The sequence below is a fragment of the Nonomuraea sp. NPDC003707 genome (assembly GCF_053587055.1).
In genome coordinates this window covers 18,086-33,133 of record NZ_JBSFNK010000017.1, presented here as the reverse complement: position 1 = coordinate 33,133, position 15,048 = coordinate 18,086, and the positions used below count along the sequence as shown (strand labels likewise).

At 70.3% G+C, this 15,048-nt stretch carries 15 protein-coding genes; 7 read left to right on the top strand and 8 right to left on the bottom strand.

All coding sequences use genetic code 11. The features are described 5' to 3' along the window. Nucleotides 1–364: 364 nt before the first annotated feature. The 6 genes from ACWDRB_RS36410 to ACWDRB_RS36385 all read left to right on the top strand — a co-directional run bounded on the left by ACWDRB_RS36410 (nucleotide 365) and on the right by ACWDRB_RS36385 (nucleotide 6,210). Nucleotides 365–1,084: a GntR family transcriptional regulator gene (locus tag ACWDRB_RS36410; protein WP_350729287.1), complete on the top strand. Its 720-nt coding sequence runs from the start codon at nucleotides 365–367 to the stop codon at nucleotides 1,082–1,084. Nucleotides 1,085–1,145: 61 nt separating this feature from the next. Then, nucleotides 1,146–1,856 (top strand): dethiobiotin synthase, encoded by a 711-nt coding sequence (bioD, locus tag ACWDRB_RS36405; protein WP_449901518.1) that lies wholly within the window; start codon nucleotides 1,146–1,148, stop codon nucleotides 1,854–1,856. A gap of 77 nt (nucleotides 1,857–1,933) precedes the next feature. Further along, nucleotides 1,934–3,097, top strand: a complete 1,164-nt coding sequence (locus ACWDRB_RS36400; protein ID WP_449901516.1) for a histidine kinase — start codon at nucleotides 1,934–1,936, stop codon at nucleotides 3,095–3,097. Next, entirely contained in the window at nucleotides 3,088–3,744 is a 657-nt protein-coding gene (locus tag ACWDRB_RS36395; protein ID WP_350729282.1) for a response regulator transcription factor, read from the top strand. The genes ACWDRB_RS36400 and ACWDRB_RS36395 overlap by 10 nt, the downstream gene beginning before the upstream one ends. Continuing rightward, a complete protein-coding gene (locus ACWDRB_RS36390) occupies nucleotides 3,741–4,520 on the top strand; it encodes a DUF4097 family beta strand repeat-containing protein (RefSeq protein ID WP_449901514.1) in 780 nt (259 codons plus the stop codon). Before ACWDRB_RS36395 ends, ACWDRB_RS36390 begins: the two co-directional genes overlap by 4 nt. A 49-nt stretch (nucleotides 4,521–4,569) precedes the next feature. Next, entirely contained in the window at nucleotides 4,570–6,210 is a 1,641-nt protein-coding gene (locus ACWDRB_RS36385) for an acetolactate synthase (RefSeq protein WP_449901511.1), read from the top strand. A gap of 3 nt (nucleotides 6,211–6,213) precedes the next feature. On the opposite strand, the gene ACWDRB_RS36380 is transcribed toward ACWDRB_RS36385, so the two are convergent. After that, nucleotides 6,214–7,797: a serine/threonine protein kinase gene (locus tag ACWDRB_RS36380; RefSeq protein WP_449901508.1), complete on the bottom strand. Its 1,584-nt coding sequence runs from the start codon at nucleotides 7,795–7,797 to the stop codon at nucleotides 6,214–6,216. 252 nt (nucleotides 7,798–8,049) lie between these two features. Between ACWDRB_RS36380 and ACWDRB_RS36375 the strand changes: the two genes are divergently transcribed. Further along, on the top strand, nucleotides 8,050–8,442 hold the full coding sequence (locus tag ACWDRB_RS36375; RefSeq protein ID WP_449901506.1) for a thioesterase family protein: 393 nt from the start codon (nucleotides 8,050–8,052) through the stop codon (nucleotides 8,440–8,442). Here the strand turns inward: ACWDRB_RS36375 and ACWDRB_RS36370 are convergent. The 7 genes from ACWDRB_RS36370 to ACWDRB_RS36340 form a co-directional block, all read right to left on the bottom strand. After that, nucleotides 8,432–8,644 carry a biotin/lipoyl-binding carrier protein gene (locus ACWDRB_RS36370; RefSeq protein WP_449901503.1) on the bottom strand — a complete coding sequence of 71 codons (213 nt, stop codon included), beginning with the start codon at nucleotides 8,642–8,644 and terminating at the stop codon, nucleotides 8,432–8,434. The genes ACWDRB_RS36375 and ACWDRB_RS36370 overlap by 11 nt on opposite strands. Nucleotides 8,645–8,676: 32 nt before the next feature. Continuing rightward, on the bottom strand, nucleotides 8,677–10,032 hold the full coding sequence (locus tag ACWDRB_RS36365; RefSeq protein WP_449901500.1) for an acetyl-CoA carboxylase biotin carboxylase subunit: 1,356 nt from the start codon (nucleotides 10,030–10,032) through the stop codon (nucleotides 8,677–8,679). Between the two features lie 96 nt (nucleotides 10,033–10,128). After that, nucleotides 10,129–11,421: an HD-GYP domain-containing protein gene (locus tag ACWDRB_RS36360; RefSeq protein WP_350729270.1), complete on the bottom strand. Its 1,293-nt coding sequence runs from the start codon at nucleotides 11,419–11,421 to the stop codon at nucleotides 10,129–10,131. Beyond that, on the bottom strand, nucleotides 11,418–12,767 hold the full coding sequence (locus ACWDRB_RS36355; protein ID WP_449901498.1) for an HD-GYP domain-containing protein: 1,350 nt from the start codon (nucleotides 12,765–12,767) through the stop codon (nucleotides 11,418–11,420). Before ACWDRB_RS36355 ends, ACWDRB_RS36360 begins: the two co-directional genes overlap by 4 nt. Before the next feature lie 234 nt (nucleotides 12,768–13,001). Continuing rightward, nucleotides 13,002–13,943, bottom strand: a complete 942-nt coding sequence (locus ACWDRB_RS36350) for an NAD-dependent epimerase/dehydratase family protein (RefSeq protein WP_449901496.1) — start codon at nucleotides 13,941–13,943, stop codon at nucleotides 13,002–13,004. 9 nt (nucleotides 13,944–13,952) lie between these two features. Next, the gene (gene rsrA, locus ACWDRB_RS36345; RefSeq protein ID WP_397371458.1) at nucleotides 13,953–14,180 is read right to left on the bottom strand and encodes a mycothiol system anti-sigma-R factor; all 228 of its coding nucleotides are present in this window, start codon (nucleotides 14,178–14,180) and stop codon (nucleotides 13,953–13,955) included. A gap of 35 nt (nucleotides 14,181–14,215) precedes the next feature. Then, nucleotides 14,216–14,821, bottom strand: a complete 606-nt coding sequence (locus ACWDRB_RS36340) for a sigma-70 family RNA polymerase sigma factor (RefSeq protein WP_173526616.1) — start codon at nucleotides 14,819–14,821, stop codon at nucleotides 14,216–14,218. Between the last annotated feature and the right edge of the window lie 227 nt (nucleotides 14,822–15,048).

Below are 15,048 nucleotides of genomic sequence, written 5' to 3'. Positions count from 1 at the left end.
GTGACGGCATATACGGCATCGTGCACCCAACTCGACATATCGGGAATCTCATATTGTGAGAACCGTCACACCATGAGAGCTGCTCGAACCGCAGACGGGACGAGTCGGAGGTGATCGGCACGGGCAGGTGGCTCCACCCCGACACGGATCACGGACCGGCCTCGGTTGCGATCGCGCTAGCCGCTGTGGATATCCTTCACAATCAGCCTGAGCTGCCCGGATCCGTGCGCGCCGGCAACCGTGCCCGTCCGGTGCCGGTCGGCCGCCACAGCCCGCGGTTGACCGCTCGGGCTGATGTGAGTTCCGATGATCTCGCGGTGATCAGACACGCCTTCACCGCCGTGGCAGAAGTGAAGGTGAGAGCGTGACAGACGACAGCCCCCGCGTGCCCAAGTACTACGACGTCAAACGCAGCCTGCTCGAGCTCACGAAGACCCTGCCCGCCGGCGCGGCGCTGCCGCCGGAGCGCACGCTCGCCGTACGGTTCGAGACCTCCCGCACCACGGTCAGGCAGGCGCTGACCGAGCTCGTGGTGGAGGGCCGGCTGCTGCGGATCCAGGGCAAGGGCACCTTCGTGGCCCAGCCGAAGGTGGCGCAGGTGCTGCAGCTCACCTCGTACATCGGCGACCTGCGCACGGCGGGCCTGGAGCCGGACACCAAAATACTCGAGATCGGCTACATCACCGCCGACGAGGCCCTGGCCAGGCGCCTGGCCATCAACCCCGGCGGCCGCGTGCTGCGCATCCACCGCCTCCGGCTGGCCAACGGCGAGCCGGTCTCCATCGACACCACCCACCTGTCCGCGCGCCGCTTCCCCCGGCTGCGGCGGGAGCTGGAGGTCCACGCGTCCCTGTACGAGACGCTGCACAACGCCTACAACGTACGGCTCACGGACGCCGAGGAGATCATCGAGACCGTCCTGGCCACCCCGTACGACGCCAAGGCCCTCGGCGTCGACGTCGGACTCCCCATGCTCCTCCTCACCCGCCACGCCTTCGACGCCGACGGCAACCCCGTCGAGTGGGCCCAATCCCTCTACCGCGGCGACCGGTACAAGTTCGTCACCCGCCTGCGCCGCCCCTGACCGCGCCGGTCCGGCCGTGATCAGCCGTGATCTCTTGCGGTGATGCTCATAGGCTGGTGACATGAGCGTCATCGTCATCACCGGCACCGATACCGGCGTGGGCAAGACCGTCGTGACGGCGGCGCTGGCGGTGCTGGCCAGGCGGCGGGGGGCCTCCGTGGCCGTGGTGAAGGTCGCGCAGACCGGGGTCACATCCGGAGAGGCCGGGGACGTGGATCAGGTGATCCGGATGTCCGGGGTCGGCACGACCTTCGAGGTGCGGCGGTTCGCCGAGCCGCTGCCGCCTGCCGCCGCCGCCCGCGTCGCCGGGGTGCCGCCCGTGTCGCTGGCCGAGGTGGGGGAGCTCGTACGGGAGCTCGCCGAGAGCAACCGGATGGTGGTCGTGGAGGGCACCGGGGGGTTGCTGGAGCGCTTCGACGAGGACGGCGGGACCATCGGGGACCTCGCCCGGGCCCTGAGCGCGCAGGTGCTCGTCGTGGTCCGGCCCGGCCGGGGGGCGGTGAACCACACCGCGCTCACCCTGGAGGCGATGGCGAACAGGGGGCTCGAGCCGACAGGGATCGTCATCGGGCGCTGGCCCGATGAGCCCGGGATCGTCGAGCGGAGCTGCGTGTGCGACCTGGAGATGCTGGCCGCGCGGCCGCTGGCCGGGGTGCTGCCCGAAGGGGCCGGGGGGATGGGCGGGGAGGAGTTCGCCGAGGTGGCGCGCAGAGGGTTGGGCGTGATGTTGGGGGGATCGTTCGATCCTGCCGGATTCAAGGCGACGCTCTGAGGGTGGGGAAAACCCCACCATTCATCAGCACACCAGGGCTATTTCGCGTCTCACCCGCTGCTCAATACCGTTGAGCCATGAAAGTCCCCCGTCCGTGGTCGGCGCGGGCGTGGCTCGACACGGCCCACGTGATGATCGGTCTCCCGGTCGCAGTGCTGCTCGGCGGTCTGACGCTTGTCCTGGCCCTGTGGCCGCCCCTGCTGATGCGGAGCGTGCCGCGGTTCACGAGGGTGCAGCGGTCCAGGTTCGAGGCGTTCCTGGGCGCGCACATCCCGCCCGTACGCTCTCCGAGCAGCTGGCGCAGCCCGGCCACGTGGCGGCAGATCAGTTATCACCTGCTGTCGCCGTTCGTGGGGTTCGCGGCCGCGGTGATGGTGGCGGTGGTGTGGGGAGGGGCGATCGTGGGGTTGCTGTCGTTCCTGCCGCAGAAGTTGCAGCCGCCGCCGATGGAGTTCGAGGAGTTCGACCTCAGGGACGGCAGGGTCATAGCGATCTACCTGGCGATCGGGCTCGTCCTCCTGCTGTTCGCGCCGGTGCTGGCGCGCGGCATGGCGGCGCTGGACCTGTCGGTGGCGCGTACGCTGCTCGGGCCCAGCCGTTCGGAGCTCGGCCAGCGGATCGAGACGCTGACGGAGAGCCGGGCCGGGGTGATCGACGCGGCCGACGCCGAGCGCCGCCGGATCGAGCGCGACCTGCACGACGGCGCCCAGCAGCGGCTCGTCTCCCTCGCCATGAACCTCGGCCTGGCCAGGGCCACCCTGACCGACCTGCCCGAACCGGCCCGCGAGGCCATCGCGCAGGCGCACGAGGAGGCCAAGCAGGCGCTCAAGGAGCTGCGCGACTTCGTACGGGGCCTGCATCCGGCCGTCCTGAACGACCAGGGCCTGGACGCGGCGCTGTCCGGCGTGGCCGCCCGCGCGCCGTTCCCCGTGAAACTCCACGTCGACATCGAACGGCGTGCCACTCCGACCATCGAGGCGGTGGCGTTCTTCATCGTGTCCGAAGCACTGACCAACATCGCCAAGCACGCGGCGGCCACCAAGGCCGAGGTGAGCGTGCGGCGCGAGCGCGAGCGCCTGTACGTGCTCGTGTACGACGACGGCTGCGGCGGAGCCCGGCTGGACGGCGGTACGGGGCTGCGCGGCCTGGCCCAGCGGATCGACGCGGTGGACGGGTCGCTCCGGCTGTCCAGCCCGCTGGGCGGCCCTACGACGATCGAGGTGGACCTGCCGTGCGAGTAGTGCTCGCGGAGGATTCCGTACTGCTGCGCGAGGGGCTGATCAGGCTCCTGGACGCCTCCGGCATGGAGGTGGTGGCGGCCGTGGACGAGGCCGAAGGGCTGCTGCGGGCCGCCGCGGAGCACAAGCCCGAGCTGGTCATCACGGACGTCAGGATGCCGCCCACGCACACCGACGAGGGCCTGCGGGCCGCGCTCGTGCTGCGCCGCCAGCAGCCGGGCCTGGCCGTCCTGGTGCTCTCGCAGTACGTCGAGGAGCGCTACGCCGCCCAGCTCCTCGCCTCGGCCGCGACGGGCGGGGTCGGCTACCTGCTCAAGGACCGGGTGGCGGACGTGGCGGAGTTCATCGACGCGCTGCGCAGGGTGGCCGCCGGCGGCACCGCGCTCGACCCCGAGGTCGTGGCCCAGCTCCTGCTGCGCGGCAACAGCGACCCGCTCGAACGGCTCACTCCCAGGGAGCACGAGGTGCTCCAGCTGATGGCCGAGGGCCGTTCCAACGCCGGCATCGGCCAGTCCCTGGTGCTCAGCGAAGGGGCGGTCGGCAAGCACATCGGCAACATCTTCAGCAAACTCGACCTGTCACCGGCCGAGGGCGACCACCGGCGCGTGCTCGCCGTCCTGCAGTTCCTCAAGATCAGGAGCCTGCCGTGAGAGTCGCCTGGCTGGCGGCGGGCGCGGTGGCGACCGCGTTCGCCCTGCTGCTCTCCATCGGGGGGCTCTGGCGCGGGGTCGCGCGGGCCAGGATGCCGGAGGAGAACACGCAGCGGTCCATCGCCTTCGAGCACAAGAACGTACGCATCAAGGCGGGCAAGGGCACCCAGGTCGACCTGACCATCCAGCCGGGCAGGGCGGGCGAACTGCTCATCGCGAGGTCGCTGCGCTGGTCGAGGAGCCGGCCGACCATCAACGAGGACTGGGACGTCCGTTCCAGCACCCTGCGGCTCGACGCCGTCTGCCCCGGTGAGGAGCAGCCGAACGGCCCCGTCTGCTGGGCCGACTACGTGATCTACGTGCCGCCGGAGACCGACGTCGAGGCCGGCACGGGCAACGGCCGGCTCAGCGTCACCGATCTGTTCGGCAAGGTGCGCCTGTCCTCCGTCGCCGGCGACGTCCTGGTCAACAACCTCTCCGGCACCCTCTGGGCCAGGAGCGGCACGGGCAACGTCGATGCCATGGAGCTCGACGTCGAGGCGGCCGACGTGGAGATCGGCTCGGGGGACGTCAACCTGTCCTTCGTCAGCGCCCCCACGACCGTCAACGCGGTGGTGCGGACGGCGGGCAACGTCAGCCTGGACCTGCCGAAGACGGCCTACGACGTGACGGTGGAGGGGAATGACACCAATGTCGACGTCGCTCGGAACCCCACCTCACCGCGGAAGATCGTCGTACGGGCGCCGAAGGGCAGGGTGTCCGTCTGCTGCGACTGAAGATCCTTAAGATCTGTTTACTCTGGTGACTGGTTGGTAAGTTCCCGGCATGGAGTCTGCGAAGCACGCCGGTGACGCCGCTGTCGCCGTTTCCAAGGCCTACGGCGTCGAGACCATGTTCACGCTGTCGGGAGGGCACGTCTTCCCCCTTTACGACGGCGCCGTACACGAGGACATGCGCATCCTCGACGTACGCCACGAGCAGAGCGCGGTCTTCGCCGCCGAGGCGACCGCCCGGCTGACCAGAAGACCGGGCCTGGCCGTGCTGACCGCGGGCCCCGGCATCACCAACGGCGTCAGCGGCGTGGCGACCGCCCACTTCAACGGCTCCCCCGTCGTCGTCATGGGCGGCCGGGCGCCCCAGTCGCGCTGGGGCAGCGGCGCCCTCCAGGAGCTGGACCACCCGCCGCTGCTCAAGCCGATCACCAAGCTGTCGTTCACCGCGACCGACGCCGAGTCCATCGGCCAGGACGTCGAGATGGCCTTCCGCACCGCGGTCGCACCCCACCGCGGCCCGGTCTTCCTCGACTTCTACATGGACCACCTGTTCTCCCCCTCGCCCACGCACGAGGTGCGGACGCAGACGCCGTCGCCGCTCGAGCCCGACCCCGACGACCTGGCCACCATCGCGCGGCTGCTGGCCGAGGCCGAGCGGCCCGTGCTGGTCTACGGGTCCGACGTGTGGATGGACCGGGCCGAGGAGGCCGCCCGCGACTTCGCCGAGACGTGGCGGCTGCCGGTCATCCCCAACGGCCAGGGCCGCGGCGTCCTGCCCTCGGGCCACGAGCTGCTGGTCACGCGGGCCCGCGGCCTGGCCCTCAAGCAGGCCGACCTGGTCATCGTGATCGGCACGCCACTCGACTTCCGCCTGGGTTACGGCTGGTTCGGCAGCAAGGACGCGCTGGCCCGGGTCGTGCACATCGCCGACGCGCCCTCGCAGCTGGCCACGCACATGCAGCCGGCCGCGTCCGCCGCGGGCGATCTGTCCGTGGTGCTCTGGAGCCTCGGCACCGCCTGCGGCGACGCCGGGGTCAAACCCGACGCGTACGCCTCCTGGGTGTCGAAGCTGGCCGACACGGCCGCCGCGGCCATCGCGGGCGACGCCGAGCTGCTGGCCTCCGACTCCGACCCGATCCACCCCATGCGCGTGTACGGCGAGCTGGGCAAGGTCCTGGCCGACGACGCCGTGGTGATCGGCGACGGCGGCGACTTCGTCTCCTACGCGGGCAAGTACGTCGAGCCGAAGCAGCCGGGCAACTGGCTCGACCCCGGCCCGTACGGCTGCCTCGGCACCGGCCTGGGCTACTCCGTCGCCGCCCGCCTGGCCAGGCCGTCCTCGCAGGTGGTGCTGCTGCTGGGCGACGGCGCCGCCGGGTTCTCGCTCATGGACGTCGACACCCTCGTCCGCCACAAGCTGCCCGTCGTCATGATCTGCGGCAACAACGGCATCTGGGGCCTGGAGAAGCACCCCATGCAGCTCCTGTACGGCTACGACGTGGCCGCCGAGCTCCAGCCGCAGTGCCGCTACGACCAGGTCGTGACCGCGCTGGGCGGAGGCGGCGAGCTGGTCACCAAGCCGTCGGAGATCGGGCCGGCGCTGCGCAGGGCGTTCGACTCCGGCATCCCGTACATGGTGAACATCGCCACCGACCCGCAGGTCGCTTACCCCCGCAGCACCACGGGGGTGTGAGACCTACGGCTTCGGCGTGGCGCTGGGCGAGGGGCTGCCGGTGCTGTCCTCCGGGCAGACGCCGTCGACGATGACCAGCGTGACCGGTTTGGTCACCTCCTGCACCGTCAAAGCACCCGGCACGGTCCGGACAACCTTGCCGCAGCGCATGCCGTTGGAGGTGGAGGTCCGGTCATCGGGGATGATCTCCTCGAAGCCCGCCGCCTCGACCATCTCCTGCGCCCGCAGGAACGGCATCCCGACCACCTTGGGCACGCGTGCCCTCTTGACGTCCGACGTCGGGGTGCTCGTGGGCGTCTTGGTCGGCGTCTTGGTGACGCTCGGCGTGCTGGAGGGCGTCTTGGTCGGCGTCTTCGTCGGCGGCTTGGGCTCCTCGCTCTCCGTGGGCCTCGGCCTGTCGGTCGTCGGCTCGGGGTCCGGAGTCGGCTCCTCCGTGTGAGTCTTCGAAGGCTTGGGCTTGGGGGGCTTGGGGCTGCTCTGGTTGGCCACCGACGAGGCGGTGCTCGTCGGGGCGGGCCCGCTGGGGGTCATGCCCGTCAGCGCGACCGCGGTGGCGCCCGCGCCGAGCACCGCCGCGACGGCGATGCCCGCGATGAGTCCGGTCCTGCGCGGCGCCTTGGCCGCGCGGCGGCCGCCCGGGCGCCGGTCGGCCATGGTCGGCGTCTCTTCGGCGGGACGCGCCTGATGGGCGCCCGTCTGGTACGCCGCCACCGGCGGCGCCATGGTGGCCCCGGTGGCCGGCGCCGGCTGTTCGGGGATCTGGGCGGGCGCCTGCCCGCTCGCGATGGCCTTGGCCGCCTCGCTCATGGCCCTGGCAGTCGGGTAACGCCTGGCCGGGTCCTTCGACAGCGCGACCTCGACCAGCGTGCGCACGGCCTGGGGGATGTCGGCGGGCAGCGGCGGCGGGGCCTCGCGGATGTGCTTGAGCGCGATCGTGACCGCGCTGTCGCCGTCGAACGGCCGCTGCCCCACCAGGCACTCGTACGCGACCACGCCGAGCGCGTAAATGTCGACCGCGGGCGTGACAGGGGCGCCCTCGGCCTGCTCGGGGGCGCAGTAGGCGGCCGTGCCGAGCACCATGCCGGCGTCGGTCAGCCGGTTGGCCAGGTCGGAGCGGGCGATGCCGAAGTCGGTCAGCACCAGCGTGCCGTCGCGCTGCACGAGCAGGTTGCCCGGCTTGACGTCGCGGTGCACGATCCCCTGATCATGCACGGCCTGCAGCGCCGACGCGGCCTGCGCGATCAGCTCCATGGCCGCCTGCGGCGGGATCCTGCCCAGCCTGGCCAGCAGCCGGTCGAGCGGCTCGCCGTCGACGAACTTCATCACCAGGTAGACGGTGTCGCCGCTGATGCCGTAGTCGTAGACGTCGACGACGCCGCTGTGGTTGATCGTGGCCATCGCCCGTGCTTCCCCCTGAAAGCGAGCGACGAACCCGGGGTCCTGCGTACGACCGGGAAGCAGCACCTTGACGGCGACGGTGCGGGCCAGGACGATGTCCTCTCCGCGCCACACCTCGCCCATGCCGCCGGCGCCGATGCGGGTGTCCAGCCGATACCGCCCCGCCAGCGTCGTTCCTTGGGCCACCATGACTCCCCCGTTACCCCCCTACACCAGTAACCTCTTGCACCCCGCGGCTCTCCAACAAAGCGAACTTTCGTCGCGGACAGGTCACACAGTGGTCACGGAACTCAGAGAGTGTACGACCCACCTGTTTCACATGCCACTCAAATGTCTTAAGCCGTACCACACCCTATCCTGGGGCCTTATGCCCGCACTTGTCCGCGTTTCCGGGAAGTCAGCTGACCCGTTGGACAGGTGCGACCGCCGTAGGCTGACCCCATGACGCTCGCTCCGGGTCTGCGCGCCCAGTTGCTCATCATGGTCGAGGTGGAGGACACCGCGAAGAAGGTCGGCAGCGGGGACGTGCCGGTGCTCGCCACGCCGCGGCTGCTCGCGCTGGCCGAAGCGGCGACCGTACAGGCTCTGGACAAGCACCTCGAGCCGGGCGAGACGTCGGTCGGCACCAGGGTCGAGCTCGAACACCTGGCCGCCAGCCCGCTGGGCACGCACGTGCAGATCGGCGTCGAGCTCACCGAGGTCGACGGGCGGCGGCTGGTCTTCGCCTTCGAGGCCCACGACAAACACGCCGTCGTGGGCCGCGGCACCATCGAACGCATCGTCGTCGACCGCGCCAAGTTCCTGGCTAGAACACGGCGACCTACTATTGGATGACGGCGATCAGGTCGCCTTCCTGGATCACGTCGCCCTCGGCCACCTTGAGCTGCGCCACGACGCCCTCGTCCTCGGCGAGCACCGGGATCTCCATCTTCATGGACTCGAGGATGACCAGCGTGTCGCCGTCGGAGACGGTGTCGCCCTCCTTGACGACGACCTTCCAGACGTTCGCGACCATCTCAGCGCGTACCTCAGCCACCGGAACTCCCCTCTGTCATCAATGTACTCACCTTAGGCCCGCATCCGCCCAACCAGACCAGTGTCGTAGACACCAGTGACAAACTCCGCGTTGTCCAGCAGCTCCGCGCAGAACGGCAGATTGTTCTTGGGCCCTTCGACGACGAACGCGTCCACCGCCTTGCGCCCCTTCTCCAGCGCGTCGGCGCGGGTCTCGCCGTGGACGCAGAGCTTGGCCAGCAGCGGGTCGTAGAACGGGGTGACCGTGTTGCCCGCCGCGTAACCGGAGTCGACGCGTACGCCCGCTCCGTCCGGCTCCACCCATGCGGTGATCGTGCCAGGTCCGGGGAAGAACCGCTGGGGATCCTCCGCGTAGACCCTGAACTCGATCGCGTGCCCGGTGGTCGCGGGCCGCACCTCGGGGCTCTCGCCCGCCGCGACGCGCAGCTGCAGCTCGACCAGGTCGAGCCCGGTGACCAGCTCCGTGACCGGGTGCTCCACCTGCAGCCGGGTGTTCATCTCCAGGAACACGAAGTCCTGCCTGTCGGAGTCGACCAGGCACTCGACGGTGCCCGCGCCGAGGTAGCCGACGGCCTCGCCGGCGCGCACGGCGGCGGCCAGCATGCGCTCGCGCAGCTCGGGGGTGATGCCCGGGGACGGCGACTCCTCGACGACCTTCTGGTGGCGGCGCTGCACCGAGCAGTCGCGCTCGCCCAGCGCCACGACCCGGCCGTCGGGCAGGCCGAGGATCTGCACCTCGACGTGGCGGGCCCGCTCGATGTAGCGCTCGAGCAGCACGGCCGGCCCGTCGAGCGCGTCGCCCGAGAACCTGGCGGCCGCCCTGGCCGCCTGCTCGAACGCCTTGGCCAGGCCCTCGTCGTCGTGGGCCACGCTCATGCCGATGCCACCGCCGCCGCCCGCGGTCTTGACCATGACCGGGTAGCCGATGGCGTCGGCGGCCTTGAGCGCCAGCGACAGGTCGGTGACCGGCTCGCGGGTGCCCGCGGCGACCGGCACGCCGGCCTTCTCCATGAGGTTCCGGGCGTTGATCTTGTCGCCCATCTTGTCGATGGCCTCGGGCGCGGGACCGATCCACACCAGCCCGGCGTCGATCACGGCCCTGGCGAACGCGACGTTCTCCGCGAGGAACCCGTAACCCGGGTGGATCGCCTTGGCGCCGGTCGCGCGGGCCGCCGCCAGCACCTTGTCGGCGTCGAGGTAGCTCTGCGCGGGGTCGGCCGGACCGATCAGCACGGCCTCGTCGGCCCCCCGTACGAACGGCAGGTCGCCGTCGGCCTCCGAGTGGACGGCGATGGCACGCAGCCCCAGCCGCTGGATCGTGCGGATGACCCGCCGCGCGATCTCCCCTCGGTTGGCGACCAGAACGGGTCCGAGCGTCTCAATTAACACGCCGACCACACTAAAGCCGCGACCGCCGCGGCTCCTTCCCTCTAAACCACCGATCCGGCGATCATGATCTGTAGGAACCCCACAATTCCGTACGGGCTAGACCCGCCCGCGGTCGATCACCCGGGTGAGCGCCTCGATCGCGTGGGGATCGTACGCGCTGCCCGACGACAGCCGGATGCGCTCCAGCGCGGCCCCCGCGCGGTCGCGGTCGGTCGAGGGCCCCACCAGGTCGTCGTAGGCGTTGGCGACCTTGATGATGCGGCTCGACAGGGGCGGGTCGTCGGTGATCGGATCGCACTGGCGCCGCACCACGTCGGCGACCCGGTCGAGCACGCCGGTCTGCCTGATCACCTCGGCGCCCAGCTCGGCGATGCGCCGCGCCTGGTCGGGCTCGGTGAGGACGGTGGCGCCACCGGGGATCGGGTCGCGCAGCGAGAGCTGGCCGATGTCGTGCATCAGCGAGGCGTACTCCAGCTCCAGCAGCTCGGGCTCGGACATGCCCAGCTCTCTGCCGATCGCCACGGCCAGGCGGCTCACCCGGCGCGAGTGGCCGGGCTCGACGTAGCCGCCGACCTCCGTGACCCGCGACAGCGCGCGTACGGTCTGCAGGTAGGTGGCGCGGATCCCGGCATACTTCCTGAAGGCCACCTGCGTGACCAGCAGCGGCGCCGCGAACACCAGCAGCGCCACCAGGTCCATGCTGTGCGTGGCCAGCGCGAGCAGCACGCCCGACGAGGCCACGGCCGCGCCCAGCGGGAAGGCCATGTTGACCTCGTCGCGCACGGCCACCCGGAACGAGGTGCGCAGCCGCTCGGCCCGCAGCAGCGCGGCGATCAGCACGTCGATCAGCAAGGTGATCGCGATGAGCGTGACCATCACCGCGAGCGCCGGCCACCAGGTGCTGGTCGGCGGCTTGGTCAGCAGGTAGAGCGGGTCGGCCAGCGGCCGGAACGCGAAGGCCAGCAGCGCGCCGGTGAGCAGCCGCCGCGCCATCGCGTCCAGCCGCGGCGGGCGGCCGACCGCCAGGTGCGGGAGCGCGCCGGCCGCCATGCCGACCGCGATCACGGCGACCACCTGCAGGGCCGAGTGGCGCAGCGGGTTTTGGCTGAGGTCGAGCAGCAGCGTGTAGCCCAGCGCGGCGGCGGCGCCGATGGGCGCGACCTCCCTGTTGCCCGGCATGGTGAGCCTGGCCAGCTCGCCGACCGCGATCAGCGCCCCGAAGCCGACCGCGATCTCCGTGCGATCGAGCCCGACGGCCGCGGTGTGGGCGACGCCGGCGATCGCGACCAGCCCCGCCGCGCAGATGAGCAGCAGCTGGCCGGAGTCGAGCCGGCGGAAGACCGTGTTCGCAGAGCGTTCTGCGCGCCTCGGGCGCTCCGTGGTGATCATTGCCCGGTCACGACCTCGATGGGCATGGTCGGGTCGTCGTGGTCCTTGATCGGGGTCTCGTCGGGCGGCGGCGCCTCGACCTTGCGCGGCGGCTGCCACGGCTCCCGGTCGAGCACCCGGATGAAGGCCGCGACCATGACGGGGTCGAAGTGGGTGCCCGCGGTCTTGCGCAGCTCCTCGAGCGCCTCCGGGACAGGCCTGGCGCCCCTGTAGGACCGGTCGGAGGTCATCGAGTCGAACGCGTCGGCCACCGCGATGACCTTGGCGAACTCGGGGATCTCGTCACCTGCCAGCCCCATCGGGTAGCCGGTGCCGTCGTGGCGCTCGTGGTGGTGCATGATCCCGGCGTAGGCCTCGTCGAGGAAGCCGATGCCGCGTACGATCTCCAGGCCCCGCATGGGGTGGAGCTGGATCGCGGCGAACTCCTCCTCGGTGAGCGGCCCGTCCTTCTGCAGCACCTTGGTGGGCACCCCGAGCTTGCCCACGTCGTGCAGCATGCCCGCGTAACGGATGGCCCGTACGCGCTCGGGACCCATGCCGATCTCCTGGGCGATCATGGAGGAGGCGAGCGAGACCCGCGTGCAGTGGCCCCGCGTGTAGTAGTCCTTGGTCTCGACGGCCTGGCAGAGCGCGGCGATCGTGGCGTCGTACGAGCGCTGCTGCGCGTGATATTGGCCGAACGCCCACCGCGCCACGAACAGCGGCAGCAGCACCAGCACCGCCGAGATCGACTGCACGGTCGCCCAGAGCCCGGCCACCAGCAGCCCGAACGTGCCGTACCCGAGATAGGACAGCAGGAACTGGGCCATGCCGCGCAGCGGCACCTCCGTGGCCCGCACCCGCGTGGCCAGCCCGATCATGGTCAGCGTGAGCACGATGTTGAGCGGCACGAAGACCGCCATGGCGGCGGCGTAGGGGCCGATGAGATCGTCGAAGGCGTTGACCTGGGGCACGCCGACCTGACCGTGGAGCGCCTCGTAGACCCACCCGGACGCGTAGCCGCAGATGGCGAACTGCGCCCCGTTGAACAGCCGCTTGATCAGCGGCAGCCCGGGCCGCACGCTCACCATCGCGGTCAGCCCCACCAGCGCCGCGCCGTCGGGCCCGATCAGCACCACCGCCGCCAGCGAGGCGGAGAAGCTGACCGACACCGCGAACTGCTCCACGTTGAGCAGCGTCGGCATCGACTCGCACACCAGGAACAGCAGGGCGAGCACGAGAAGGACGTCGAGGTCCTCCGGGGCCACGGGAGCCCCGGAGACCATGACGCTGCGCACCATGAGAGCGACCGCCGCGCCGATCACGGCGACCAGATAGACCCTTGCAGGCCACGGCAGATCACGCATTGCGGCCCCCTAGGCCCCCTACGGACATCAGGTCCAGGACACCCCTGGGGGAAGCACTCCCCCAGCGATCAGCATGACCACAGGAGTGAGCATGACGACGGCCGTGAGCAGTCGGGCGACCATAGACTTGAACATCCACATGCCTCCACGTCGAGTTCTGGGGTTCAACGCTACAGAAGACGACGTCGCCGCATGGGCGGAGTCGGAAATCGCAAGCAAAGCGTAATCAAGCCACTACTTCACGCGACGATTTCGGGCCCATTCGACTGTTTTCTTCACACCTGTCGGCAGGTCCGTACGCGGCTGCCAGCCGAGCCCTTCGTGGGCCGGCACCGGATCGACCGCCATCGCGGGCAGGTCGCCCACGCGCGGCGGCGCGAACCCGGGCTTGTCCTGGGCGCCCGCCGCGTCGGCGATGAGCGAGTGAAGGCGGCGGTCGGTGGTCTGGATGCCGGTGCCGAGGTTGAACCTTTGGCCGTCGCCACGCTGCCCGAGCGCCTGGACGAAGCCGTCGACCACGTCCTCGACGTAGATGTAGTCGCGGGTCTGGGTGCCGTCGCCGTAGACGACCGTGGGCGTGCCGCTGAGCAGCGCGTCGGTGAAGATCGACACCACGCCCGCCTCGCCCTCGGGCGACTGGCGCGGGCCGTAGACGTTGGAGAGCACCAGAGTGGTGTATTCGATGCCGTGGAGCGCGCGGAACGCGGCGAGGTACGTCTCGCCGCTCAGCTTCGACGCGGCGTACGGCGAGCGCGGGTCGGTGGGCGCGTCGCCGGGCACGGGGATCGTGCCGGGCCTGCCGTAGACGGCCACGGACGAGGCGAACAGCACCTTGCGGGCCCGCCCTTCGTGGGCCGCGGCGAGCACGGACGCGGTGCCCTCGACGTTGATCCGGGCGTCGCGCCTGGGCTCGGTCACGCTCTTGCGCACGCTGATCTGCGCGGCCAGATGGCAGACGACCTCCGGCTGCAGCTCCGCGACCAGGCCGGTCAGCGCGGGGTCGAGCACGTCGAGCACGTGCAGCCGGAAGTGGTCGCTGGAGGCGGCCTCTGCCAGGTTTTCCCTGGACCCCGATGACAGGTCGTCGACCACGTCGACCTCATGCCCCTCGGCGAGGAGACGATCGACGAGATTGGACCCGATGAACCCGGCACCCCCGGTGACCAACACGCGCATGGGGGAATCCTAGTCGGCCAGCTCCGCTCTCACCTGTGCGATGCGGGCGAGCACTTTGGAGCGCAGATCGCCGGGGACCGGGTCGCAGCCGCAGTGCTTGTGCACGAGCGCCTTGATCGCCTTGTCCAGATCGTATTCCTGGAGGCACGGGCCGCATTCGTCGAGATGCACGCGGATCTCGACGATGTCGGTCTCGGTCAGCTCGCCGTCGAGATAGGCGTAGACCTTGTCGAGCACTTCGCGACAGTCGGTGTCATGCGGGTTGCCACAGCTCATTTCGATCCCTCCGCCGGGACCAGACCCCGCTCACGAGCATAGTCCTCAAGGAGGCCCCGGAGCTGCCTGCGTCCTCTGTGCAGCCTCGACATCACGGTGCCGATCGGAGTGCCCATGATGTCGGCGATCTCTTTATAGGGGAAGCCCTCGACGTCGGCCAGGTAGACCGCGATCCTGAACTCCTCCGGCAGGGCCGCCAGCGCCTGCTTGATGTCGCCGTCGGGCAGATGCTCGAGCGCCTCGACCTCGGCCGACTTCAGCCCGCTCGAGGTGTGCGACTCCGCCCGCGCGAGCTGCCAGTCCTCGATCTCCTCCGTGCCGGACTGCTTCGGCTCACGCTGCTTCTTGCGGTAGCTGTTGATGAACGTGTTCGTCAGGATCCGGTAGAGCCACGCCTTGAGGTTGGTGCCCTCCTGGAACTGGTGGAACGACGCGAACGCCTTGGCGAAGGTCTCCTGCAGCAGGTCCTCCGCGTCCGCGGGATTCCGGGTCATCCGGAGCGCGGCGGAGTAGAGCTGCTCGAGATACGGCATGACGTCGCGCTCGAATCGCTCGCTTCGCTGCTCCAGCGTCTCCGCGCCTGTCGCGGGCACCGGACCCACCCCCCTAAGATCACCGGTGGCCGGCTGTTGCGGAACACCGTACTCAGGGGAGGATACCCGCTGGCCGGTGCCTTGCCGGTCAGTGGGGAGGGGTCTTGCCATAGTGAGCATGCTCGTCGCAACACGCCCGCGCACTTGTCTGTTCCCGCAAGATAGAAGGTACGAAGGACCCGGTGCGGGGAACGTCCATACGTACCGGCTGGTAGCCCTTTACCCGGAACTCAGGA

What these genes read in the sequence shown, in the direction of transcription:
- bioD (WP_449901518.1), top strand. Translation starts at nt 1,146, where the DNA reads ATGAGCGTCATCGTCATCACCGGCACCGATACCGGCGTGGGCAAGACC.
- ACWDRB_RS36375 (WP_449901506.1), top strand. Translation starts at nt 8,050, where the DNA reads ATGACGCTCGCTCCGGGTCTGCGCGCCCAGTTGCTCATCATGGTCGAG.
- ACWDRB_RS36400 (WP_449901516.1), top strand. Translation starts at nt 1,934, where the DNA reads ATGAAAGTCCCCCGTCCGTGGTCGGCGCGGGCGTGGCTCGACACGGCC.
- ACWDRB_RS36355 (WP_449901498.1), bottom strand. Translation starts at nt 12,767, where the DNA reads ATGCGTGATCTGCCGTGGCCTGCAAGGGTCTATCTGGTCGCCGTGATC.
- ACWDRB_RS36360 (WP_350729270.1), bottom strand. Translation starts at nt 11,421, where the DNA reads ATGATCACCACGGAGCGCCCGAGGCGCGCAGAACGCTCTGCGAACACG.
- ACWDRB_RS36380 (WP_449901508.1), bottom strand. Translation starts at nt 7,797, where the DNA reads ATGGTGGCCCAAGGAACGACGCTGGCGGGGCGGTATCGGCTGGACACC.
- ACWDRB_RS36350 (WP_449901496.1), bottom strand. Translation starts at nt 13,943, where the DNA reads ATGCGCGTGTTGGTCACCGGGGGTGCCGGGTTCATCGGGTCCAATCTC.
- ACWDRB_RS36385 (WP_449901511.1), top strand. Translation starts at nt 4,570, where the DNA reads ATGGAGTCTGCGAAGCACGCCGGTGACGCCGCTGTCGCCGTTTCCAAG.